The sequence below is a fragment of the Streptomyces coeruleorubidus genome, from assembly GCF_028885415.1.
GTDB lineage: Bacteria > Actinomycetota > Actinomycetes > Streptomycetales > Streptomycetaceae > Streptomyces > Streptomyces coeruleorubidus_A.
In genome coordinates this window covers 2,512,535-2,534,906 of record NZ_CP118527.1, presented here as the reverse complement: position 1 = coordinate 2,534,906, position 22,372 = coordinate 2,512,535, and the positions used below count along the sequence as shown (strand labels likewise).

General features: G+C 71.6%; 19 protein-coding genes. 13 read left to right on the top strand and 6 right to left on the bottom strand.

The genetic code is table 11. From position 1 onward, the window contains the following. Positions 1-19: 19 nt before the first annotated feature. From trpC to lgt, 6 genes are all read left to right on the top strand, one after another. Positions 20-829, top strand: coding sequence for an indole-3-glycerol phosphate synthase TrpC (trpC, locus tag PV963_RS11850; RefSeq protein WP_274815606.1), 810 nt, complete (start codon positions 20-22; stop codon positions 827-829). Positions 830-850: 21 nt separating this feature from the next. Beyond that, a complete protein-coding gene (gene trpM, locus PV963_RS11845; RefSeq protein ID WP_274815605.1) occupies positions 851-1,072 on the top strand; it encodes a tryptophan biosynthesis modulator TrpM in 222 nt (73 codons plus the stop codon). Between the two features lie 77 nt (positions 1,073-1,149). Next, the gene (gene trpB, locus PV963_RS11840; RefSeq protein ID WP_274815604.1) at positions 1,150-2,436 is read left to right on the top strand and encodes a tryptophan synthase subunit beta; all 1,287 of its coding nucleotides are present in this window, start codon (positions 1,150-1,152) and stop codon (positions 2,434-2,436) included. After that, positions 2,433-3,251 (top strand): tryptophan synthase subunit alpha, encoded by an 819-nt coding sequence (trpA, locus tag PV963_RS11835; protein ID WP_274815603.1) that lies wholly within the window; start codon positions 2,433-2,435, stop codon positions 3,249-3,251. Before trpB ends, trpA begins: the two co-directional genes overlap by 4 nt. Positions 3,252-3,337: 86 nt before the next feature. Continuing rightward, positions 3,338-4,114 (top strand): DsbA family protein, encoded by a 777-nt coding sequence (locus PV963_RS11830; protein ID WP_274815602.1) that lies wholly within the window; start codon positions 3,338-3,340, stop codon positions 4,112-4,114. Between the two features lie 84 nt (positions 4,115-4,198). Then, entirely contained in the window at positions 4,199-5,134 is a 936-nt protein-coding gene (gene lgt / locus PV963_RS11825) for a prolipoprotein diacylglyceryl transferase (protein ID WP_274815601.1), read from the top strand. A gap of 95 nt (positions 5,135-5,229) precedes the next feature. On the opposite strand, the gene PV963_RS11820 is transcribed toward lgt, so the two are convergent. Genes PV963_RS11820 through PV963_RS11795 form a run of 6 tightly spaced genes read right to left on the bottom strand, consistent with a single transcriptional unit; the run spans position 5,230 to position 12,159 of the window. Then, positions 5,230-6,051 carry an HpcH/HpaI aldolase/citrate lyase family protein gene (locus PV963_RS11820; protein WP_274815600.1) on the bottom strand — a complete coding sequence of 274 codons (822 nt, stop codon included), beginning with the start codon at positions 6,049-6,051 and terminating at the stop codon, positions 5,230-5,232. Then, the gene (locus PV963_RS11815) at positions 6,048-7,235 is read right to left on the bottom strand and encodes a CaiB/BaiF CoA transferase family protein (protein ID WP_274815599.1); all 1,188 of its coding nucleotides are present in this window, start codon (positions 7,233-7,235) and stop codon (positions 6,048-6,050) included. The genes PV963_RS11820 and PV963_RS11815 overlap by 4 nt, the downstream gene beginning before the upstream one ends. Continuing rightward, a complete protein-coding gene (locus PV963_RS11810; protein ID WP_274815598.1) occupies positions 7,232-8,689 on the bottom strand; it encodes an ADP-ribosylglycohydrolase family protein in 1,458 nt (485 codons plus the stop codon). Before PV963_RS11810 ends, PV963_RS11815 begins: the two co-directional genes overlap by 4 nt. After that, the gene (locus PV963_RS11805) at positions 8,677-9,846 is read right to left on the bottom strand and encodes an ADP-ribosylglycohydrolase family protein (RefSeq protein ID WP_274815597.1); all 1,170 of its coding nucleotides are present in this window, start codon (positions 9,844-9,846) and stop codon (positions 8,677-8,679) included. The genes PV963_RS11810 and PV963_RS11805 overlap by 13 nt, the downstream gene beginning before the upstream one ends. Positions 9,847-9,853: 7 nt before the next feature. Beyond that, a complete protein-coding gene (locus PV963_RS11800) occupies positions 9,854-11,101 on the bottom strand; it encodes an ADP-ribosylglycohydrolase family protein (protein WP_274815596.1) in 1,248 nt (415 codons plus the stop codon). Continuing rightward, a complete protein-coding gene (locus PV963_RS11795) occupies positions 11,098-12,159 on the bottom strand; it encodes an ADP-ribosylglycohydrolase family protein (protein ID WP_274815595.1) in 1,062 nt (353 codons plus the stop codon). Before PV963_RS11795 ends, PV963_RS11800 begins: the two co-directional genes overlap by 4 nt. Before the next feature lie 227 nt (positions 12,160-12,386). Between PV963_RS11795 and PV963_RS11790 the strand changes: the two genes are divergently transcribed. The 7 genes from PV963_RS11790 (at position 12,387) to PV963_RS11760 (ending at position 22,339) form a co-directional block, all read left to right on the top strand. Next, positions 12,387-13,118, top strand: a complete 732-nt coding sequence (locus tag PV963_RS11790; RefSeq protein WP_274815594.1) for a VIT1/CCC1 transporter family protein — start codon at positions 12,387-12,389, stop codon at positions 13,116-13,118. 381 nt (positions 13,119-13,499) lie between these two features. Then, positions 13,500-18,116 carry a glutamate synthase large subunit gene (gene gltB / locus PV963_RS11785; protein ID WP_274822003.1) on the top strand — a complete coding sequence of 1,539 codons (4,617 nt, stop codon included), beginning with the start codon at positions 13,500-13,502 and terminating at the stop codon, positions 18,114-18,116. After that, on the top strand, positions 18,109-19,572 hold the full coding sequence (locus tag PV963_RS11780; RefSeq protein WP_274815593.1) for a glutamate synthase subunit beta: 1,464 nt from the start codon (positions 18,109-18,111) through the stop codon (positions 19,570-19,572). The genes gltB and PV963_RS11780 overlap by 8 nt, the downstream gene beginning before the upstream one ends. Next, positions 19,461-20,063 (top strand): SDR family NAD(P)-dependent oxidoreductase, encoded by a 603-nt coding sequence (locus PV963_RS43600; protein ID WP_342456435.1) that lies wholly within the window; start codon positions 19,461-19,463, stop codon positions 20,061-20,063. The genes PV963_RS11780 and PV963_RS43600 overlap by 112 nt, the downstream gene beginning before the upstream one ends. Before the next feature lie 170 nt (positions 20,064-20,233). After that, positions 20,234-21,070 (top strand): helix-turn-helix domain-containing protein, encoded by an 837-nt coding sequence (locus PV963_RS11770; protein WP_274815592.1) that lies wholly within the window; start codon positions 20,234-20,236, stop codon positions 21,068-21,070. A gap of 82 nt (positions 21,071-21,152) precedes the next feature. Continuing rightward, entirely contained in the window at positions 21,153-21,623 is a 471-nt protein-coding gene (locus PV963_RS11765; RefSeq protein WP_274815591.1) for a cupin domain-containing protein, read from the top strand. Beyond that, positions 21,620-22,339 carry an SGNH/GDSL hydrolase family protein gene (locus PV963_RS11760; protein ID WP_274815590.1) on the top strand — a complete coding sequence of 240 codons (720 nt, stop codon included), beginning with the start codon at positions 21,620-21,622 and terminating at the stop codon, positions 22,337-22,339. Before PV963_RS11765 ends, PV963_RS11760 begins: the two co-directional genes overlap by 4 nt. Positions 22,340-22,372: the final 33 nt, after the last annotated feature.

The following is a 22,372-nucleotide window of genomic DNA, read 5'->3' as shown; positions in this document are numbered from 1 at the left end:
CTGGAAGGGGGCCGCTCGCGTGAGTGTGCTCGACGAGATCATCGACGGAGTCCGTGCCGACCTCGCGGAGCGGCAGGCGCGCGTCAGCCTCGACGAGCTCAAGGAGCGCGCGGCGAAGGCTCCCGCTGCCAAGGACGGCGCCGCCGCACTGCGCGGCGACGGCGTCAAGGTCATCTGCGAGGTCAAGCGCTCCAGCCCGTCCAAGGGCGCGCTGGCCGCGATCGCCGACCCGGCCGGACTCGCCGCGGACTACGAGGCGGGCGGCGCGGCCGTCATCTCCGTCCTCACCGAACAGCGCCGCTTCGGCGGCTCGCTCGCCGACCTCGAAGCGGTCCGCGCCCGCGTGGACATCCCGGTCCTGCGCAAGGACTTCATCGTCACGTCGTACCAGCTGTGGGAGGCCCGCGCCTACGGCGCCGACGTCGTCCTGCTGATCGTCGCCGCTCTCGACCAGCCCGCCCTGGAGTCCCTCATCGAGCGCGCCGAGTCCATCGGGCTCACCCCGCTCGTCGAGGTGCACGACGAGGACGAGGTCGAGCGCGCGGTCGACGCCGGCGCCCGCGTGATCGGCGTCAACGCGCGCAACCTCAAGACCCTCGAGGTCGACCGCGGCACGTTCGAGCGCGTGGCACCGGAGATCCCCCACCACATCATCAAGATCGCCGAGTCCGGCGTCCGCGGCCCGCACGACCTCATCGCCTACGCCAACGCCGGCGCCGACGCGGTCCTGGTGGGCGAATCCCTCGTCACCGGCAAGGACCCCAAGACGGCGGTCTCCGACCTGGTGGCGGCGGGCGAACATCCCGCACTCCGGCACGGCCGGGGCTGATCACCCGCTAGGCTTGCCCCGATGACTCCCACCATGACGACCGTGGACCGGTACGCCCGCCTCGCGCGCGGCTGCCGCCCCCGCGGCTGCCGTGCGCCCGCGCGCCGCGTCCACGGCCGCCGGGTCCGCTACGTCATCGGTGACGAGCCGGGCCAGGTCAACGGCATGCGATGGCCTACCTTCGGGGGCGCGGGGCTCTCTTCAATGCGCGGCTACCGCCGCGCGGGCGCGACCAGCCACTGACGGCCCGCGGCCATCAACCAAAGCTCCGCCCCCACGGCGACCAGTGCATTACACACTCTCACCGTGAAGGTTTCCGCATGCCCAGCCAGTTCTTCATCCCCGACCCCGAGGGCCAAACTCCCAACCCCGAAGGCTACTTCGGGACATTCGGCGGCAAGTTCATCCCGGAGGCCCTCGTCGCCGCGGTCGACGAGGTGGCCGTCGAGTACGACAAGGCCAAGCACGACCCCGAGTTCGCCAAGGAACTCGACGACCTCCTGGTCAACTACACCGGCCGCCCGTCGGCGCTCACGGAGGTGCCCCGCTTCGCCGAGCATGCCGGAGGCGCTCGCGTCTTCCTCAAGCGCGAGGACCTGAACCACACCGGCTCCCACAAGATCAACAACGTCCTCGGCCAGGCCCTGCTCACCAAGCGCATGGGCAAGACCCGCGTCATCGCCGAGACGGGCGCCGGCCAGCACGGCGTCGCCACGGCCACGGCCTGCGCGCTCTTCGGCCTCGACTGCACGATCTACATGGGCGAGATCGACACCCGGCGCCAGGCCCTCAACGTCGCCCGGATGCGCATGCTCGGCGCCGAGGTCATCGCCGTGAAGTCCGGCAGCCGCACGCTGAAGGACGCCATCAACGAGGCGTTCCGCGACTGGGTCGCCAACGTCGACCACACGCACTACCTCTTCGGCACGGTCGCCGGCCCCCACCCCTTCCCGGCCATGGTCCGCGACTTCCACCGGGTCATCGGCGTGGAGACCCGCCGCCAGCTCCTGGAGCGCGCGGGCCGGCTCCCCGACGCCGCCGTCGCCTGCGTCGGCGGCGGCTCCAACGCCATCGGCCTCTTCCACGCCTTCATCCCGGACGAGTCCGTCCGCCTCATCGGCTGCGAGCCGGCCGGCCACGGCGTCGACACCGGCGAGCACGCGGCGACCCTGACCGCCGGCGAGCCCGGCATCCTGCACGGCTCCCGCAGTTACGTCCTCCAGGACGACGAGGGCCAGATCACCGAGCCGTACTCGATCTCGGCCGGTCTGGACTACCCGGGCATCGGCCCCGAGCACTCCTACCTCAAGGACACCGGCCGCGGCGAGTACCGCGCGGTCACGGACGACGCGGCCATGCAGGCCCTGCGCCTGCTGTCCCGCACCGAGGGCATCATCCCGGCCATCGAGAGCGCCCACGCGCTGGCCGGCGCCCTGGAGGTCGGCAGGGAGCTGGGCAAGGACGGGCTGATCGTCGTCAACCTGTCCGGCCGCGGCGACAAGGACATGGACACCGCCGCCCGCTACTTCGGCCTCTACGACACCGACGCAGAGGTCGCCGCCGACGCGGACACCGACACCGCCGAGATCGAGGGGGACGCCAAGTGAGCGGCAACATCCAGCTGTTGAGCGACACCCTCGCCACGGCCAAGTCCGAAGGGCGCTCGGCCCTCATCGCCTACCTCCCGGCCGGGTTCCCGACCGTGGACGGCGGCATCGAGGCGATCAAGGCCGTTCTGGACGGCGGCGCCGACGTCGTCGAGGTCGGTCTGCCGCACAGTGACCCCGTCCTCGACGGGCCCGTCATCCAGACCGCCGACGACATCGCCCTGCGCGGCGGCGTGAAGATCGCCGACGTGATGCGCACGGTCCGCGAGGCCCACGCGGCGACAGGCAAGCCGGTCCTCGTCATGACGTACTGGAACCCCATCGACCGCTACGGCGTCGAGCGGTTCACCGCCGAGCTCGCCGAGGCGGGCGGCGCCGGGTGCATCCTGCCCGACCTGCCCGTGCAGGAGTCGGCACTGTGGCGGGAGCACGCCGAGAAGCACGGTCTCGCCACCGTCTTCGTCGTCGCGCCCAGCAGCAAGGACCAGCGGCTCGCGCAGATCACCGCGGCGGGCAGCGGCTTCGTCTACGCCGCCTCCCTCATGGGCGTCACCGGCACCCGTGAGTCGGTCAGCTCGCAGGCCGAGGACCTCGTGGCACGTACCCGGGCCACCGGCACGGACCTGCCGGTCTGTGTCGGGCTCGGCGTCTCCAACGCCACCCAGGCCGCCGAGGTCGCCGGGTTCGCCGACGGCGTGATCGTCGGCTCCGCCTTCGTCAAGGCCATGCTGGACGCTCCGGACGACGCGGCCGGTGTCGAGGCCGTCCGCACCCTGGCGGCCGGCCTGGCGAAGGGCGTGCGCGGACAGGCGTAAGAAGCCGTGTAGTCATATGGGTCCCTCGTACGGGTGGACCTGAGGCCGGGGAGGCGCGGTGCGCCTCCCCGGTTCGTTTCCGGGGTGTGAGTGAGAAGAACCGTGAGGGAAGGCGCACCGCCCGTCAGAAGCTGGCGGCCGAGCGCGAGAAGCAGAAGTCCGCTGAGAAGCGCCGGCGCGCGCTGATCATGGGCGGGGCCGTCGTCGCCGTCCTGGGACTCGCGGCGGTGATCGGCGTCGTCGCGGCCAACGCCGGCAAGGACGACGACAGCGAGGCCTCGGGCCCGGTCGTGGCCCCCTCGGGAGCACAGGGCAAGGACGGCCTCGCGATCCCGGTCGGCAAGGACAGCGCCAAGTCCACGCTCACGGTGTGGGAGGACTTCCGCTGCCCGGCCTGCAAGTCCTTCGAGACGGCGTACCGGCCGGTGATCCACGAGCTGACGGACGCGGGCCAGTTGAAGGTGGAGTACCACCTGGTCACCCTCATCGACGGCAACATGCGCGGCAGCGGCTCCCGCAACGCGGCCAACGCCGCGGCCTGCGCCCAGGACGCCGGGAAGTTCCCCGCGTACCACGACGTGCTCTTCGACAACCAGCCCGCGGAGGTCGACGACGCCTACGCCAGGAACGACAGGCTGATCGAGCTGGCCGGCAAGGTCGACGGCCTGGACACCCCCGCCTTCCGCAAGTGCGTCGAGGACGGCACGCACAACAGCTGGGTCGCCAAGTCCCACCAGGCCTTCGACAAGGGCGGCTTCTCGGGCACCCCGACCGTGCTGTTCGACGGCAAGAACATCTACCAGGACCGGACGATGACCCCGGCGAAGCTGAAGCAGATGGTGCAGGAGCAGAACAAGGGGTAAGGGCTTTTCTCACGCGCCTGTTATGGACCCGTAGCCGGGCTGCCTGCCCCGGCTCCGGTCCGGCACGGTAGCGTCGACCTTGCCATGGAACTTGCCTTCATTCCCAGCCCGTCACGCGGGGTGCTGTACCTCGGCCCCATTCCGCTGCGCGGCTACGCGTTCTGCATCATCATCGGCGTCTTCGTTGCCGTCTGGCTCGGCAACAAGCGCTGGATCGCCCGGGGCGGGCGGACCGGCACGGTGGCCGACATCGCTGTCTGGGCCGTGCCCTTCGGCCTCGTCGGCGGCCGGCTCTACCACGTGATCACGGACTACGAGCTGTACTTCAGCGAGGGCCGTGACTGGGTGGACGCCTTCAAGATCTGGGAGGGCGGCCTCGGCATCTGGGGCGCGATCGCGCTGGGCGCGCTGGGTGCGTGGATCGGCTGCCGGCGCCGGGGCATCCCGATGCCGGCGTACGCCGACGCCGTCGCGCCGGGCATCGCCCTCGCGCAGGCGATCGGCCGCTGGGGCAACTGGTTCAACCAGGAGCTGTACGGCAAGCCCACCGACCTGCCGTGGGCCCTGGAGATCACGTCCTCCGCGGACGGGCGCGTGCCGGGCACGTACCACCCGACCTTCCTGTACGAGTCGCTGTGGTGCATCGGCGTCGCGGTCCTGGTCATCTGGGCGGACCGCCGCTTCCGGCTCGGGCACGGCCGGGCGTTCGCGCTGTACGTCGCCGCGTACTGCACGGGCCGGGCGTGGATCGAGTACATGCGGGTCGACGACGCCCACCACATCCTGGGCCTCCGGCTGAACGTGTGGACCGCGATGCTCGTGTTCCTGCTCGCGGTCACGTACCTCGTGGTGTCGGCGAAGAAGCGGCCGGGCCGGGAAGACGTGGTGGAGCCGGGCGCGGAGGCCTCCGCCGATGAGAAGACCGGCGGGGACGCCGCGGCCGAGGACGAGGTGGAGTCCGGCAAGGACGAGGCCAGGAGCGAGGCCGATGACGAGGCCGGGTCGGCGAAGAAGACCTGACCGTCTGCCGTACGTGACCGAGGGCGCCCGCCCCGCGGCGGTAGCCGCATATGTCAGCGAGCCGGGCGCCCTCGGCGTTTTCCGGGTGGACGGTGTCAGCGGCGGCGTGCCAGGGACAGGGTGCGCTGGGCCGCCGTCACCACCGCCGTGTCGATGAAGCGGCCGTCCGGGAGGGCCTGGGCGCCCGGTTCCGCAGCCGCTGCCTTGACGATCGTCTCCGCTTGCTCGATCTCCTCCGCGGTGGGGAGGAAGGCCCGCTCGATGACCGGGAGCTGGCGGGGGTGGATCGCGGCCCGGCCCAGGAAGCCCAGGGCGCGGCCGTGGGCGCAGGAGGCGGCCAGTCCCTCCAGGTCGCGGACGTCCGGGTGGACCGACTGCGCCGGCGGGGGCAGGCCCGCCGCCCGGGCGGCCATGATCACCCGGGAGCGGGACCAGTCGAGCCCCGCGTCGTCACGTGCGCCCAGGTCGGCCCGTAGGTCCGCCTCCCCGAGCGCGATGCCCCGCAGGGACGGGTGGGCCGTGGCGACGGCGTACGCCTGCTCCACGCCGAGGGCCGTCTCCAGGAGGGCGTACAGGGGCAGCCCGGTGGGGACGGCGTGCTGGGCGATCCGGACGACCTCGTCGGGTGAGGTGATCTTGGGGAGTCGCAGGGCGCAGAGGCCGGGAGCCGGGGCCACGGTGGCGAGGTCCTGCCCGGCCCAGGGGCTGTCCAGGGCGTTGACGCGGACGTGGACCGGGACCTGCGGCAGCTCGGCCAGCAGCTCGGCGGTGGCGGCACGGGCGTACGCCTTCCGGTCGGGCGCGACCGCGTCCTCCAGGTCGACGACGACGATGTCGGCGCCGGAGGTGAGGGCCTTGGCCACCACGTGGGGGCGGTCGCCCGGGACGTAGAGCCAGGTGAGCGGGAACGCCGTCACAGGGCGCCCTCCGCGCGCAGCGCCGTGAGGTCGGCCGGGGTGAGGCCCAGTTCGGTGAGGACCTCGTCGGTGTCGGCGCCGTGGGGGCGGCCGGCCCAGCGGATCGCGCCGGGCGTGGCGGAGAGCCGGAAGAGGACGTTCTGCATGCGCAGGGGGCCCAGCTCCGGGTCGTCGACGGTGGTGATGGTGTCCAGGGCCTGGTACTGCGGGTCCGCCATCACGTCCCGGACGTCCTGGACCGGGGCCACGGCCGCCTCGGCCTTCTCGAAGGCCGCCAGGACGTCCGTGCGGGTGCGTGCGGCGATCCAGGAGCCGACCGCCTCGTCCAGGACGTCGGCGTGGCGGGCGCGGTCGGCGCCCGTGGCGAACCACGGCTCGTCGATCAGTTCCGGGCGGCCCACCAGGCGCATCACGCGTTCCGCGACCGACTGGGCCGACGTCGAGACGGCGACCCAGGTGCCGTCCGCGGTGCGGTAGACGCCGCGCGGGGCGTTGTTGGGGGAGCGGTTGCCGGTGCGGGGCTGGACGTGGCCGAGCTGGTCGTACCAGAGGGGCTGGGGGCCGAGCGCGGCCAGGATCGGTTCGATCAGGGCCATGTCGACGACCTGGCCCTCGCCGGTGCGGTCGCGGGCGGCGAGCGCCGTCAGCACCGCGTACGCCGTCGTCAGGCCCGCGATGGAGTCGGCCAGGCCGAACGGCGGCAGCGTCGGGGGCGCGTCCGGTTCGCCGGTGATCGCGGCGAAGCCGCTCATCGCCTCGGCGAGGGTGCCGAAGCCGGGGCGGTGGGCGTAGGGGCCGAACTGGCCGAAGCCGGTGACGCGGGCCAGGACCAGGCGGGGGTTGGCGGCCGACAGCTCCGGCCAGCCCAGGTCCCACTTCTCCAGGGTGCCGGGGCGGAAGTTCTCGATGATCACGTCGGCGCCGGCGGCGAGGCGCAGGAGGGTGGTGCGGCCGCCGGGCTTCGACAGGTCGAGGGTGATGGTGCGTTTGTTGCGGCCGAGCATCTTCCACCACAGGCCCACGCCGTCCTTCGACGGGCCGTGGCCGCGGGACGGGTCCGGTTTCGCCGGGTGCTCGACCTTGACGACCTCCGCGCCGAAGTCGCCGAGCAGGGTGGCGGCGAGCGGGCCGGCGAAGAGGGTGGCGAGGTCCAGGACGCGGAGGCCGCTGAGGGGCGCGGTCATGAGCGGTGGGTCTCCCGGTGTGTGAGGTGGGCGAGGGTGTCGAAGCCGATGCCGTTGAAGTCGCCGATGGAGGTGGACAGGCGGTTCTTCAGGGGGGCCGTCCAGTGGTCGGGCAGGGCCGCGGGGTCTGCGGCCAGCAGGCCGGCGATGCTGCCGGCGGTCGCGCCGTTGGAGTCGGTGTCGCAGCCGCCGCTCACGGCGCGGCAGATCGAGCCGGAGAAGTCGCCGTTCGCGTGGGTGAGGGCGGCGGCGACGAGGGCGGTGTTGGGGACGGCGTGCACCCAGTGGTGGGTGGGGGCGTGGGTGGCGTGCAGTTCGTCGACGACCTTGTCGAAGTCGTCGTGTTCCCGGGCGAGTTGGATGGCGTGGTGGACGGCTCTGGCGAGGCGGGAGCGGGGCGGGACGACGGTGAGGCCGGTGCGCAGGCAGGCGTGGACGTCGTGCTCGCCTGTCGCCGCGGTCGCGATGGTGGCCGCCGTGAACATCGCCGCGTAGACGCCGTTGGCGGTGTGGGTGAGGGTGGCGTCGCGGTGGGCCTGTTCCGCGGCGGCGGCCGGGTCGCCGGGGTTGGTCCAGCCGTGGACGTCGGCGCGGATCAGGGCGCCGATCCATTCGCGGAACGGGTTGCGGTGGCGGGCGGTGTGCGGGGGTTCCAGGCCGGTGAGGAGGTTGCGGTAGGCGATGCGTTCGGCGGTGAAGGTGCGGCCGGCGGGGAGTTCGTCCAGCCAGGTGCGGGCCACGTCCGTGGTGGTGAAGGACTTGCCGTGGCGTTGGAGGACGAGGAGGTTGAGGAGGGGGTAGTTGAGGTCGTCGTCCTCGGGCATGCCGTCGATGTTCTCGGCGAGGGAGGTTTGTGCGGAGCGGCGGTTCCAGGGGTGTTTCTGGAGGAGGTCTTCGGGGACGCCTCGGGCTGTGAAGTAGGTGGTGAGGGGCCAGTTGCCGGTGGATTTGGCCAGGAGGCGGATGGCTTCGAGGGGCAGTTTTTCTACTGGTTTGCCCAGGAGGCAGCCGACGGCTCGGCCTAGCCAGGCGGATTCGAGGTGCTGGTCGGGTGTGGCTGGGGTCTGGGTTGGGGCGCTCGCCCGCGCTGGCGGGGTGCCGCTGCGCCCACCCGTGCCGCCCCAGCGGCACGACTGCCCGCAGCTGGGTCGGCTACGGCCGCCCGCAGGCAGCGGCCAGTTTGGGCAGGCCGACTTGATTCTCTCCAGGTCCGTTGGCTCGTCGTCGGCCAAGGCGCTCGGGAGGTCGGCCAGTTCGTCCAGGAGGTCTTCTGCCAGTTGGCGGAGGTAGCGGGACGTCGGGGTGGGGGACGCGCCTGCCGTGGCGGGGGCCTCCGGGCCGCCTGCCGAGCGCCAGCGGGCCGCGATTGGTTTTGGTTCGCGGCCGTCCTGGGTCGCCTGGCGGAGTTCGTGGCCGATCAGGTCCTCCGGCTGGACCCAGGTCAGGCGGAGCATTCCGGGCCTCCGAGGGATGCGAAGGCGTGTTCGTGGGTGCGGCGGCGGGAGGCGTCTCGGGTGAAGACCTCGCGGGTCACGGCCGTGAGGGCCGTGGCCGGTTCCCAGAGGTCCAGGCGACTGGCCTCCGCGACCGTCTTGGCCCAGTCCTGGGGGATCGGTGAGCCGAGGGCGCCGGCCAGGGCGCCGGCCATCGTGGCGATGGAGTCGCAGTCGCGGCCGTAGTTGACGGCGCCGAGGACCGCGTGGCGGTAGTCGCCCTGGGCCACGAGCAACATGCCCAGGGCCACGGGGAGTTCCTCGATCGCGTGGAGGCGGGAGGGGCGGCGGGCGCCGAGGGAGGGGGCGCGGTAGTCGGGGCCGACCGTGTCGTAGGGGGCGACCGCCGCGCGCAGGGGACCCAGGGCCGACTCGAAGTCCGGGTGACGGGAGGCCTCTTCGCAGACCCGCTCGATGGCGGTGCGGGTGCCGTCCTTCGCCAGGGAGAGGCAGGCCGAGACGACCGAGTCGGGGGTGGCTCCCGGGGTGCACGCCGCCGCGACCGCCGCGGCCAGGACGCCCGCCGCCTCACGGCCGTACGACGACTGGTGCGCGCCGGCGATGTCGAGGGCCTCGGCGTAGGCCGCCCGCGGGTTGGCGGCGTTGACCAGGCCGACCGGGGACATGTACATCGCCGCACCGCAGTTGACGATGTTGCCGGTGCCGGCCTCGCGCGGGTCGGCATGGCCGTAGTGGATCCTCGTCACCAGCCATTTCTCCGCCAGGAAGACGCGGTGCAGGGGGAGTGCCTCGGTCTCCAGTTCCGGGATCCAGCGCGGTTCGGTCATCAGGTCGGGGACGAGGTGGTCGGCGATCGCGTAGGCGTCGAGGTGGTCGCGGACCCGGGCGTAGACCCGGACCAGGGCGTGGGTCATCAAGGTGTCGTCGGTGACGTGGCCGTCGCCCTTGTGGTACGGGGCGAGGGGGCGGGCGGTGCGCCAGGCCTCACCGTGCCAGGGGCCGACGATGCCGTGGACGCGGCCGCCGTGGCGTTCCAGGATCTGCTCGGGCGAGTAGCCCTCGACGGGGCCGCCGAGGGCGTCGCCGACGGCGGCTCCGACCAGGGCTCCGGTGATCCGCTCGTGCAGTGAGGTGTTTTGGTGTGGTTTGGGCTGCATGGCCGCATCATCCACCGGGGCGGGCCGGTTGTGCGGCTTCCAGGAGTTCGGCGAGTTCCACGAGGTCCGTGCCGGTGAGGCGGGGGAGGACGCAGCCGGAGAGGGTGCGGCAGGTCTCCCGCCACGTGGCCGGGATCGAGGCGCCGCCGCCCAGCGCGCCGGTGAGGGCGCCCGCCAGGGCCGGGGCGGAGTCCGCGACGCGGGACAGGCAGGCCGCGGCGGGGATCGCCTCCGCGATGCGGCCGCGGGCCGCCGTGGCCAGGGCGAGTGCGACCGGGACCGTTTCGGCGGCGGCGATGCCGTAGCTGTAGACGTGGTCGACGATCTGGTGTTCCAGGGGCGGGACCAGGGCGAAGGCGCTGTCCGCGCCGGTGGCGAGGTGCAGGGCGTGCCGGGCGTTGCGGCCGATCTCCGTCTCCTCGGGGAGTTCGGCGAGGGCCGCCGTGACGCAGGCGTCGACGTCCGCGCCGGCCAGGGCGAGGGCGAGCGCCGCCGCCATCGCGCGGGCGCCGTGTACGCCGTCGCCGTCCTGGGTGTAGCGGGCGTCGAACTCGGCGAGGTCGGCGGCGCGCCGGGGGTCCCCCGGGTGGGCCACGGCCAGGACGCAGGCGCGTACGCAGGCCGCGTCGTCGAAGTAGTGGGGGTTGTCGTGGCCGGTGGCGGGCGGGCGCAGGCCGGTGGCGAGGTTGCCGAGGCCGGCGCGGACGGAGATGCGGGCGCGCAGGGGGAGGGCGGCGGACTCGATCTCCGGAGCGCGGTCCGCTGCCGCCGCCACCTCGCTGGCGATGGCGTTCCAGGTCAGGTCGATCGCGGCTCGGGTGCGGCGTTCTCGGCTGAGGTCGTTGAAGGCGGTGTCGTCGCCGGCCCGGAGGAGGGCTTCCGCGGCGAAGGCCGCCCATTCGGCGTCGTCGGAGGGGCCCAGGCGGAGGGGTTCCGGGGGTTGGTTCAGGGCGATGGGGACGGGGAGGGTGGTCGTGGCGTTGTGCTCGGCGAAGGTGTCCAGTTCGCGGGTGAGGCGGCGGGTCCAGCCGGGCATGCGGGCGGCTCTGTGGCGGGCCGCCGGCCAGCCTGCCGCGTCCCCTGCGGCGAGTCCGAGCAGGAGGCCTTCGGCCTTTTTGTCTCCCACCCGCGCACCGCCCGTGACTGTCACCCGAGGGGTCCTGGTCTCCCGTGGGGCGACTTCGCCGTCGGCGGCGGCGGGTGGTCCCTCCGGGGCCGCAGCGCCGGCCGCTGCCGCCGGATCGTGCGTCGTCATGCGGGGGCCTCCGTTCCGTCACCCGCCATGGCGAAGTCCGTTGGCACCGGCACTTCGTCGCGTACCGCCGGTGTCAGCAGGTCCGCCACGTCCAGGACGTGGTAACCCGCCATCGCCGGCAGGCACCGGCCGCGGACCGGGCCGATGGGGGTCGTCCAGGCCTTCGGGATCGCCGAGACTCCCCGGGTCGCGCCCGCCAGGGCGCCCGCGACCGCCGCCGTCGTGTCCGCGTCGCGGCCCATGTTCACCGCCGTCAGGACGGACTGCTTGAAGTCGCCGTCGGCCGCCGCGTACGCGCCGAAGGCGAGGGCGACCGCCTCGGGGGCCAGGTCGGTCCAGGGGTAGCCGCCGATGACGACCGCGGAGCGGACCGCGCGTTCGCCACGGTGGGCCACCGTCACCGCGCGGCGCAGGCAGCGGGCCGTCCAGGAGTCGTCGGGCACGACCGCGAGGGCGGCGGCCACGACCGCGATCGGCTGGGCGCCCGCCATCGCCGCGGCCACGCCCGCCGCCACCGCCTGGCCGCCGTAGATGCCCTCGCCGTCATGGCTCACCGAGCCGTCGATCGCCACCAGCCGGGCCGCCTCCGCCGGGCGGCCGGGCGCGAACACCCCGAAGGGGGCCGCGCGCATGGCCAGACCGTCGCTCCAGGCGTGCCGGTGCTGGGCGGAGATGGGGGCCGCCAGGCCCCGGCGGAGGTTCTCCAGCGTGCCGCGTTCGCTGAAGCCGGCGCCCCGGAAGGGGCCCTCGTCGCGGTCGGCGATCCATTCGTGCCAGGCCGCTTCCACATGCGCGGGGGTGAGTGCCGAGCCGTGCCGGGCCAGGAGGAGGCCCGAGAAGATCGCGTACTCGGTGTCGTCCGTGCCAGCGGGGTGCTCGGCGACGTAGCCGGTGATGCGGCCCCACCGCGCGCGGATCTCGGAGGGCTTCATGTTCTCGGCCGGGGCCCCGAGCGCGTCACCGACGGCCAGGCCCAGCAGTGCGCCGCGTGCCCGCGCGCGCAGTTCGGTGGCGTCCCCGGGCGCCGGGACGGAGGGGATGCAGGCGATCGATGCCATACGGGATGTGTCCCACTCCGGCGACCGCCCCCAGCCTCGGGTACCACAGCATCACCCGGTCGACATCTGTGCAAGATCGCCATCAAGTGAGCACTGAAGGGTAAACCCGCAGGTTAGCCCAGCCTTTCCTTGCTGGCGGCGCCGGAATCCACGGCGTACTTTGTGTGTTGTAAAAATCTGGAACCTGTCCAAAGAAGCTTGTTCAGCAAGGGAAACGGGGATTTTTCATGGCCATCATCGAGACCGAGGCGGCGCTGCACGAGGCGCACCGGGACAACCACACCCACCGGGACGTGAACGGCGGCTGGCTGCGTCCCGCGGTGTTCGGTGCGATGGACGGCCTCGTCTCCAACCTGGCCCTGATGACCGGTGTCGCGGGCGGCTCGGTCAGCCAGCACACCGTCGTCCTCAGCGGACTCGCGGGCCTGGCCGCCGGCGCCTTCTCCATGGCCGCCGGCGAGTACACCTCCGTCGCCTCGCAGCGCGAGCTCGTCGAGGCCGAGCTGGACGTGGAGCGGCGCGAGCTGCGCAAGCACCCGCAGTGCGAGGAGGCCGAGCTCGCCGCCCTCTACCGGGCGAGAGGGGTCGAGCCGCGGCTGGCCAGTGAGGTCGCCCGGCAGCTGTCGAAGGACCCGGAGCAGGCGCTGGAGATCCACGCCCGGGAGGAGCTGGGCATCGATCCCGGCGATCTGCCCTCGCCCACCGTGGCCGCGGTGTCGAGCTTCGGCTCCTTCGCGCTGGGCGCGCTGATCCCCGTACTGCCGTATCTGCTGGGTGCCAGCAGCCTGTGGCCGGCCGTGCTGCTGGCCCTGCTCGGCCTCTTCCTGTGCGGTGCGGTAGTGGCCAAGGTGACGGCGCGCACCTGGTGGTACAGCGGGCTGCGGCAGCTGTTCCTGGGCGGCGCGGCGGCGGGTGTGACGTACGCCCTGGGCACGTTGTTCGGAACGGCCGTAGGATAGTTCGACTCGGACTTATGCGTTGGGCCGCATAAGTAGCCGTTACTTGCTGGTTTCGAATGCGCAACCACGGGGCATGAGCCGTAAGCGCTGCGGGCAATGAGGCCCGTGGGCGCGATCAGCGGGGTGGGCGAAGCCGCCCGTCCCGCCTTCGGGCCCGACGGGCATCGATCTCACCCGGTCGTTCCGTATTGGCCCCCCATAGCTTCCACCGTCGGTGCGGTACCCCTGCCGCGAACCGCCGGTGTCCGCATGTTGGAACGGAATATCCCGGTTCCCGAGAACCGCTCCATCATGTAACCTGCACGAAATTTTGCGATCACGCGAGGGCCAACGTCGTCCCTCGGCACTTGCACATGCCACATGACGACGACGGGAGAGCCGATGCGTACGCCGCGCCAGCCGTCCCAGCACTCCGCGAATGGCCAGAACTGGTCGTTCATGGATGCTCGCCCTGCTGCGCAGGGTATGTACGACCCCCGCAACGAGCACGACGCCTGCGGCGTCGGCTTCGTCGCCACCCTTACCGGCGAGGCGTCCCACACCCTGGTCGAACAGGCTCTGACCGTCCTGCGCAATCTCGAACACCGCGGTGCCACCGGCTCCGAACCCGACTCCGGCGACGGCGCCGGCATCCTGTCGCAGGTTCCGGACGCCTTCTTCCGTGACGTGGCCGGATTCGCACTGCCCGAGGCCGGTGCCTACGCCGTCGGCACCGCCTTCCTGCCGGAGGACTCCGCCGCCGAGGCCGTCTCGCAGATCGAGACGATCGCGGCCGACGAGGGCCTGACCGTGCTCGGCTGGCGCGAGGTGCCGGTCGCTCCCCAGCTGCTGGGTGCCACCGCCCGGTCGACCATGCCGGTCTTCCGTCAGATCTTCGTCAGCGACGGCGCCGCAGTGCCCGCGACGGGCATCGCCCTCGACCGCAAGGCCTTCGTGCTGCGCAAGCGCGCCGAGCGCGAGGCCGGCGTGTACTTCCCGTCGCTGTCCGCGCGGACCATCGTCTACAAGGGCATGCTGACCACCGGCCAGCTGGAGCCCTTCTTCCCGGACCTGTCCGACCGCCGCTTCGCCTCCGCGATCGCGCTCGTGCACTCCCGGTTCTCGACGAACACGTTCCCGTCGTGGCCGCTGGCCCACCCGTACCGCTTCGTCGCGCACAACGGCGAGATCAACACCGTCAAGGGCAACCGCAACTGGATGGTCGCCCGCGAGTCGCAGCTGGTCTCCGACCTGTTCGGCTCCGACGACAAGGCCATCGAGCGGGTCTTCCCGGTCTGCACGCCGGACGCCTCCGACTCCGCCTCCTTCGACGAGGTCCTCGAACTCCTGCACCTGGGCGGCCGTTCGCTGCCGCACTCCGTGCTGATGATGATCCCGGAGGCGTGGGAGAACCACGACTCCATGGACCCGACCCGGCGCGCCTTCTACCAGTTCCACTCCAACCTGATGGAGCCCTGGGACGGCCCGGCCTGTGTCACCTTCACCGACGGCACCCAGGTCGGCGCCGTGCTCGACCGCAACGGCCTGCGCCCCGGCCGCTACTGGGTCACCGACGACGGCCTCGTCGTCCTCGGCTCCGAGGTCGGCGTCCTGGACATCGACCCCGCCAAGGTCGTCCGCAAGGGCCGCCTGCAGCCCGGCCGCATGTTCCTCGTCGACACCGCCGAGCACCGCATCATCGAGGACGACGAGATCAAGGCCCAGCTCGCCGCCGAACAGCCCTACGCGGAGTGGCTGGAGGCCGGCGAGATCGAGCTGTCCGACCTGCCCGAGCGCGAGCACATCGTGCACACGCACGCCTCGGTCACCCGCCGCCAGCAGACCTTCGGCTACACCGAGGAGGAACTGCGCGTCCTCCTCGCGCCGATGGCCAAGGCCGGTGCCGAGCCGATCGGCTCGATGGGCACCGACTCGCCGATCGCCGCGCTGTCGGACCGCCCGCGGCTGCTCTTCGACTACTTCACCCAGCTGTTCGCGCAGGTCACCAACCCGCCGCTGGATGCCATCCGCGAGGAGCTCGTCACCTCGCTGCGCTCCTCGCTGGGCCCGCAGGGCAACCTGCTCGACCCGAGCGCGGCCTCCTGCCGCAGCGTCGTGCTGCCCTTCCCGGTCATCGACAACGACGAGCTGGCCAAGCTCATCCACATCAACGCCGACGGCGACATGCCCGGCTTCAAGGCCGCGACGCTGTCCGGCCTGTACCGGGTGCACGGCGGTGGTGACGCGCTGGCCGCGCGGATCGACGAGATCTGCGCCGAGGCCGACGCCGCGATAGACAACGGCGCCCGGCTGATCGTCCTGTCGGACCGCCATTCGGACGCCGAGCACGCGCCGATCCCGTCGCTGCTGCTCACCGCGGCCGTCCACCACCACCTCATCCGCACCAAGCAGCGCACCCAGGTGGGCCTGCTGGTCGAGGCCGGTGACGTCCGCGAGGTCCACCACGTCGCCCTGCTCATCGGCTACGGAGCCGCCGCGGTCAACCCGTACCTGGCGATGGAGTCCGTCGAGGACCTGGTCCGCGCCGGCACCTTCCTGCCGGGCATCGAGCCCGAGAAGGCCATCCGCAACCTCATCTACGCCCTCGGCAAGGGCGTGCTGAAGGTCATGTCCAAGATGGGCATCTCGACCGTCGCCTCCTACCGCGGCGCCCAGGTCTTCGAGGCCGTCGGTCTCGACGAGGCCTTCGTCGGGAAGTACTTCAACGGCACGGCCACCAAGATCGGCGGCGTCGGCATCGACGTCATCGCCAAGGAGGTCGCCGCCCGGCACGCCAAGGCCTACCCGGCCTCCGGCATCGCCCCGGCGCACCGCGCGCTGGACATAGGCGGCGAGTACCAGTGGCGCCGCGAGGGCGAGCCGCACCTGTTCGACCCGGACACGGTCTTCCGCCTCCAGCACTCCACGCGCTCCGGCCGCTACGACATCTTCAAGAAGTACACCGAGCGCGTGAACGAGCAGTCCGAGCGGCTGATGACGCTCCGCGGGCTCTTCGGCTTCAAGTCCGACCGGCAGCCGATCCCGATCGACGAGGTCGAGCCGGTCTCCGAGATCGTCAAGCGGTTCTCGACGGGCGCCATGTCGTACGGCTCCATCTCCCAGGAGGCGCACGAGACCCTCGCCATCGCCATGAACCAGCTGGGCGGCAAGTCCAACACCGGTGAGGGCGGCGAGGACCCGGAGCGGCTGTACGACCCGGCCCGCCGGTCGTCCATCAAGCAGGTCGCCTCCGGCCGCTTCGGTGTGACCTCCGAGTACCTGGTCAACTCCGACGACATCCAGATCAAGATGGCCCAGGGCGCCAAGCCCGGCGAGGGCGGCCAGCTGCCCGGCCACAAGGTCTACCCGTGGGTCGCCAAGACGCGGCACTCGACGCCGGGCGTCGGCCTCATCTCGCCGCCCCCGCACCACGACATCTACTCCATCGAGGACCTGGCCCAGCTGATCCACGACCTGAAGAACGCGAACCCGCAGGCGCGGATTCACGTCAAGCTGGTCTCCGAGGTCGGCGTCGGCACGGTCGCCGCGGGTGTCTCCAAGGCCCACGCGGACGTCGTGCTCATCTCCGGCCACGACGGCGGTACGGGCGCCTCGCCGCTCACCTCGCTCAAGCACGCGGGCGGTCCCTGGGAGCTCGGCCTGGCCGAGACCCAGCAGACGCTGCTGCTCAACGGCCTGCGCGACCGCATCGTCGTGCAGACCGACGGCCAGCTGAAGACCGGCCGTGACGTGGTCATCGCCGCGCTGCTCGGCGCCGAGGAGTTCGGTTTCGCGACCGCGCCGCTCGTCGTCTCCGGCTGCGTCATGATGCGCGTCTGCCACCTGGACACCTGCCCGGTCGGCATCGCCACGCAGAACCCGGTGCTGCGCGAGCGGTACACCGGCAAGGCCGAGTACGTCGTGAACTTCTTCCGGTACATCGCCGAAGAGGTCCGCGAGATCCTCGCCGAGCTGGGCTTCCGCTCCATCGAGGAGGCCGTCGGCCACGCCGAGGCCCTCGACGTCACCCGCGCGGTCGACCACTGGAAGGCGCAGGGCCTGGACCTGGAGCCGCTGTTCCACGTGCCCGAGCTGCCCGAGGGCGCGGTCCGCCACCAGCTGATCGCCCAGGACCACGGTCTGGAGAAGGCGCTCGACAACCAGCTGATCAAGCTGGCCGCCGACGCCCTGTCCGCCTCGGACGCCACCGAGGCCCAGCCGGTCCGCGCGCAGGTGCAGATCCGCAACATCAACCGCACGGTCGGCACCATGCTCGGCCACGAGGTGACGAAGAAGTTCGGTGGCGCGGGCCTGCCCGACGACACCATCGACATCACCTTCACCGGCTCCGCCGGCCAGTCCTTCGGCGCGTTCGTGCCGCGCGGTGTAACGCTGCGCCTGGAGGGCGACGCCAACGACTACGTCGGCAAGGGCCTCTCGGGCGGCCGGATCGTGGTCCGCCCGGACCGCGCGGCCGACCACCTCGCCGAGTACAGCGTCATCGCCGGCAACACCATCGGCTACGGCGCGACCGGCGGCGAGATGTTCCTGCGCGGCAAGGTCGGCGAGCGGTTCTGCGTCCGCAACTCCGGCGCGACGGTCGTCTCCGAGGGCGTGGGCGACCACGGCTGCGAGTACATGACCGGCGGTCACGCGGTGGTGCTCGGCGAGACGGGCCGCAACTTCGCGGCCGGTATGTCCGGCGGTATCGCGTACGTCATCGACCTGGACCGCGACAACGTCAACGTCGGCAACGTGGACGCCGTCGAGGCGCTGGACGACACCGACAGGCAGTGGCTGCACGACGTGGTCCGCCGCCACCAGGAGGAGACGGGCTCGACCGTCGCCGAGAAGCTCCTGGCCGAGTGGGACGACCCCACGGGCGGCGTGGCGCGCTTCAGCAAGATCATCCCCAGCACGTACAAGGCAGTGCTCGCCGCCAAGGACGCCGCCGAGCGAGCCGGTCTCTCCGAGACCGAGACCCACGAGAAGATGATGGAGGCGGCGATCAATGGCTGACCCGAAGGGCTTCCTGAACCACGGGCGCGAGGTCGCCAAGTCCCGCCCCGTCGAGGAGCGCGTCAAGGACTGGAACGAGGTCTACGTCCCCGGCTCCCTGCTGCCGATCATCAGCAAGCAGGCCAGCCGCTGCATGGACTGCGGCATCCCGTTCTGCCACAACGGCTGCCCGCTCGGGAACCTCATCCCCGAGTGGAACGACTACGCCTACCGCGAGGACTGGGCCGCCGCCTCGGAGCGCCTGCACGCGACGAACAACTTCCCGGAGTTCACGGGCCGCCTGTGCCCCGCTCCCTGTGAGTCGGCGTGTGTGCTCGGCATCAACCAGCCGCCGGTCACCATCAAGAACGTCGAGGTCTCGATCATCGACAAGGCGTGGGAGACCGGGGACGTCGCCCCGCAGATCCCGGAGCGCCTGTCCGGCAAGACCGTCGCCGTCATCGGCTCCGGTCCCGCGGGCCTGGCCGCCGCCCAGCAGTTGACCCGGGCCGGCCACACGGTCGCCGTCTACGAGCGCGCGGACCGCATCGGAGGCCTCCTCCGGTACGGCATCCCCGAGTTCAAGATGGAGAAGCGGCACATCAACCGCCGTATCGAGCAGATGCGCGCGGAGGGCACCCGCTTCCGCACCGGCATCGAGATCGGCCGCGACCTGAAGGCGACGGACCTGAAGAAGCGCTACGACGCGGTCGTCCTGGCCGTCGGCGCGACCACGGCCCGTGACCTGTCGGTGCCCGGCCGCGAGCTCAAGGGCATCTACCAGGCCATGGAGTACCTGCCGCTGGCCAACAAGGTGCAGGAGGGCGACTACGTGGCGCCCCCCATCTCGGCCGAGGGCAAGCACGTCGTGGTCATCGGCGGCGGCGACACCGGCGCCGACTGCGTCGGTACGGCCCACCGCCAGGGCGCGGCCTCCGTCACGCAGCTGGAGATCATGCCCCGCCCGAACGACGAGCGGCACCCGGTCAACCAGCCCTGGCCGACCTTCCCGATGCTCTACAAGGTCACCTCGGCCCACGAGGAGGGCGGCGAGCGCGTCTACTCCGTGTCGACGACGCACTTCGAGGGCGACGAGGACGGCAACGTCCAGTGGCTGCACCTCACCGAGGTGGAGTTCATCGACGGCAGGCTGACCCCGAAGCCGGGCACGGAGCGCAAGATCCCCGCCCAGCTGGTCACCCTCGCCATGGGCTTCACCGGCACCGACCGGGAGAACGGCCTGGTCGAGCAGTTCGGCCTGGAGCTCGACGAGCGCGGCAACATCGCCCGCGACGACGACTACCAGACCAACGTGCCGGGCGTGTTCGTCGCCGGTGACGCGGGCCGCGGCCAGTCGCTCATCGTCTGGGCGATCGCCGAGGGCCGTTCGGCGGCGCGCGGGGTGGACCGTCACCTCACGGGCGCCAGCGAGCTGCCGGCGCCGATCCGGCCGACGGACCGCGCGCTGATGGTCTGACAGCGGCCCAAGAGACGTCCCGTACAAAGGCGTGCGGAACACTGGCAGCGCCTGCCCCACAGTCCCCGACCGGACGACCGGGCAGGCGCTGTCGCGGGGCGCTGGTCAACATCTCCTCCAACGGCGCCCGGATGCCGCATGCCGGGCCCGTCCCCTACACCACCGCGAAGGCCGCGCTGACCGCCTTCGGCAAGGCACTGGCGGAGGAGTTCGGACCGCAAGGCGTGCGCATCAACACCATCTCGCCGGGCCCGGTGCGTACCGCGATGTGGGAGAGCCCGGATGGCTACGGCGCGGAGCTGGCCCGCTCCATGGGAGTCACCCAGGAGCAGCTGCTGACTCAGATCCCGACCGCGATGGGCATGACCACCGGCCGCCTGCTCGAACCGTCCGAGGTCGCTACGGCCGTCGCCTACCTCGCCTCACCGCTGGCGGCCAGCATGTCCGGCACGGACCTGCTGATCGACGGTGGATCCGTCAAGACCGCCTGACACGACGTCTAGGACGCAGCCCGGCCCGCGGCTTCCCAGCTCAGGCAGGTCCCTTCAGGAGGGCTACACCCACCTGAATTGGCCAGCAGGATCGTCACCAGCCGCAAACGGCGGTGATCAGTCCTTGGATGGTGATCTTCCTGGGCTGGGCGGCTCGTACACTGACGAAAATGGAGGACCACACGGCCACCGGGATCGGTGCACGTCCGGCGCCCGTCTTGCGGCAGTACGTCGACTCGTATGTCGGCTTCGACCTCCGCGGGCTCCCGACAGGGGTGCACTGCGGCCCGCCGAGCCGCGCGCTCACTGCGGTGATCAGCCTGTCAGATCCTTTGGAGGTGGCGGCGGGCGTTGACGACGGGTCACCGGTCACCCGATTCGGCAGCGTGGCCGGCGGTCTGATGTGCCGGTCCGTCGCGATTCACCACGACGGACGCCAGCAAGGTGTTCAGGTATCGCTGACACCGCTCGGGGCCCGGGCCATCTACGGCATGCCCGCCGCCGAGCTCGCCCACCGACTGGTCCCACTTGACGAGCTTCTCGGAGCGCTTGCCGTCGAGCTGGTCGACCGGCTCCGATCGGCGACAACATGGGCGGCGCGGTTCACCGCGCTGGACGAATTGCTCCTCCGAGCTGTCGGCCGTGGCGCCTGCGGCGACCATGTGCGCTGGGTGCGCCCCGAGGTAGCCGAGGCGTGGCGCCGCCTCGTCGCCGCGCGGGGTTGCGTCCAGGTTGGTGCGGTCGCCGCGGAACTCGGCTGGAGCCGTCGGTACCTCACCGAGCGGTTTCGCGGTGAGGTGGGCCTGTCGCCGAAGACCTTCGCCCGAGTCTTGCGCTTCGAGCATGCGCACGAACTGGCGGCGGCGCAGGACCCGCTCCCGTGGGGCGATGTGGCAACCGTCTCTGGCTACGCCGACCAGGCCCATCTCGTTCGGGACTGGCGCGAGTTCACCGGCCGATCGCCGACGGCCTGGCGTCGCAGCGAAGTCCTCCTCGGAGCCGGGTAGCCGCCAACCGTCTGCCCGTCGCGTCGGCTTCTCTTCCCTTTTCTTCAAGACCGCCCGATCGCTGGCGTGGACGATCGTCGGCATGAGACTCGTCAACCACGAACGCAATGCCATGGACCTGCGGACCACCCCCGTGCACCTCGGACTGGGATCGAGAGCGAAACCCGTCGAGGGCTTCACCTGGGACCCGGAGGTGCTCCAGGCCTACAGCGCCGCGGTCGCGGCAGACGGCGCCGAGGGCCGGATGGTGATGATCTTCGACGGCGACGGGCTCGGCGACCATTGGGAGAGCCACCCTGCAGGCGACGAACTGGTCGTTTGCCTCAGCGGGTCCGTGACGGTCACCCGCGACGTGGACGGGGTGCCCGACCGCGTTCTGCTCGGGCCGGGCGAGGCCACCATCAACCCGGCCGGGGTATGGCACGTGGTCGACATGGGGGGGCCGACGTCCATCCTGGCCATCACTGCGACCCTCGGCACCGACCACCGTCCTCGGACCGACACCCGCCCGACCGAACGCGTCGGCACGCCCAGCCCGGAGGAAGCGCCGTGACGACACGCATCGCGTGCCTCGGCGACAGCCTCACCCGCGCGCAGTTCAGCGTCGACTACCTGGATCTTCTCGGACGACGCCGCCCTCCCGGTGACGTGCAGCTTGCCCGTTTCGGCGCCAACGGCGACTTCGCCTACAACCTCTTGCAGCGCCTCGATGCTGTCGTCACGAACCCACCCGATGTGATCACCGTGTTGATCGGGACCAACGACGCCCGAGCGAGCCTTGCCGGCTACCCCGTCGAGCAGGCCATGAAGCGCAAACAGCTCCCCGATCGCCCGTCGGCCGGCTGGTTCCAACAGTGCCTGGGAGCCGTCGTCGCACGGCTGCGAGCGGAGACCGACGCGACGATCGGTCTGCTGTCGCTACCGGTACTCGGCCAACAACTCGACGGAGCAGCGGCACAGGCATCGCAGGCGTACAGCCGGATGATCGCCGAGGTCGCCGCCACCAACGAGGTGGCCTACCTTCCGCTCCACGAACGCCAGATCGAGGAACTGCGCCAAGCGGACCCGCCGCCGATTTCATACCGGGAGGTGACGCCCGCAGCGGCCGTCGGCGTCCTCGTCCAGCACGCAGTGCTGCGCCGCAGCCTCGACACGATCTCGCGGCGGCGAGGTCTCGTGCTCACGACCGACCACATCCACCAGAACAGCCGCGGCGCCACCCTTATCGCTGAGGTCATCGACGCCGGTCTGCTGCCCCAGAGCGCGTAGCTGGTTCCGGCGCCCGGCCAGTCGGATGCCATC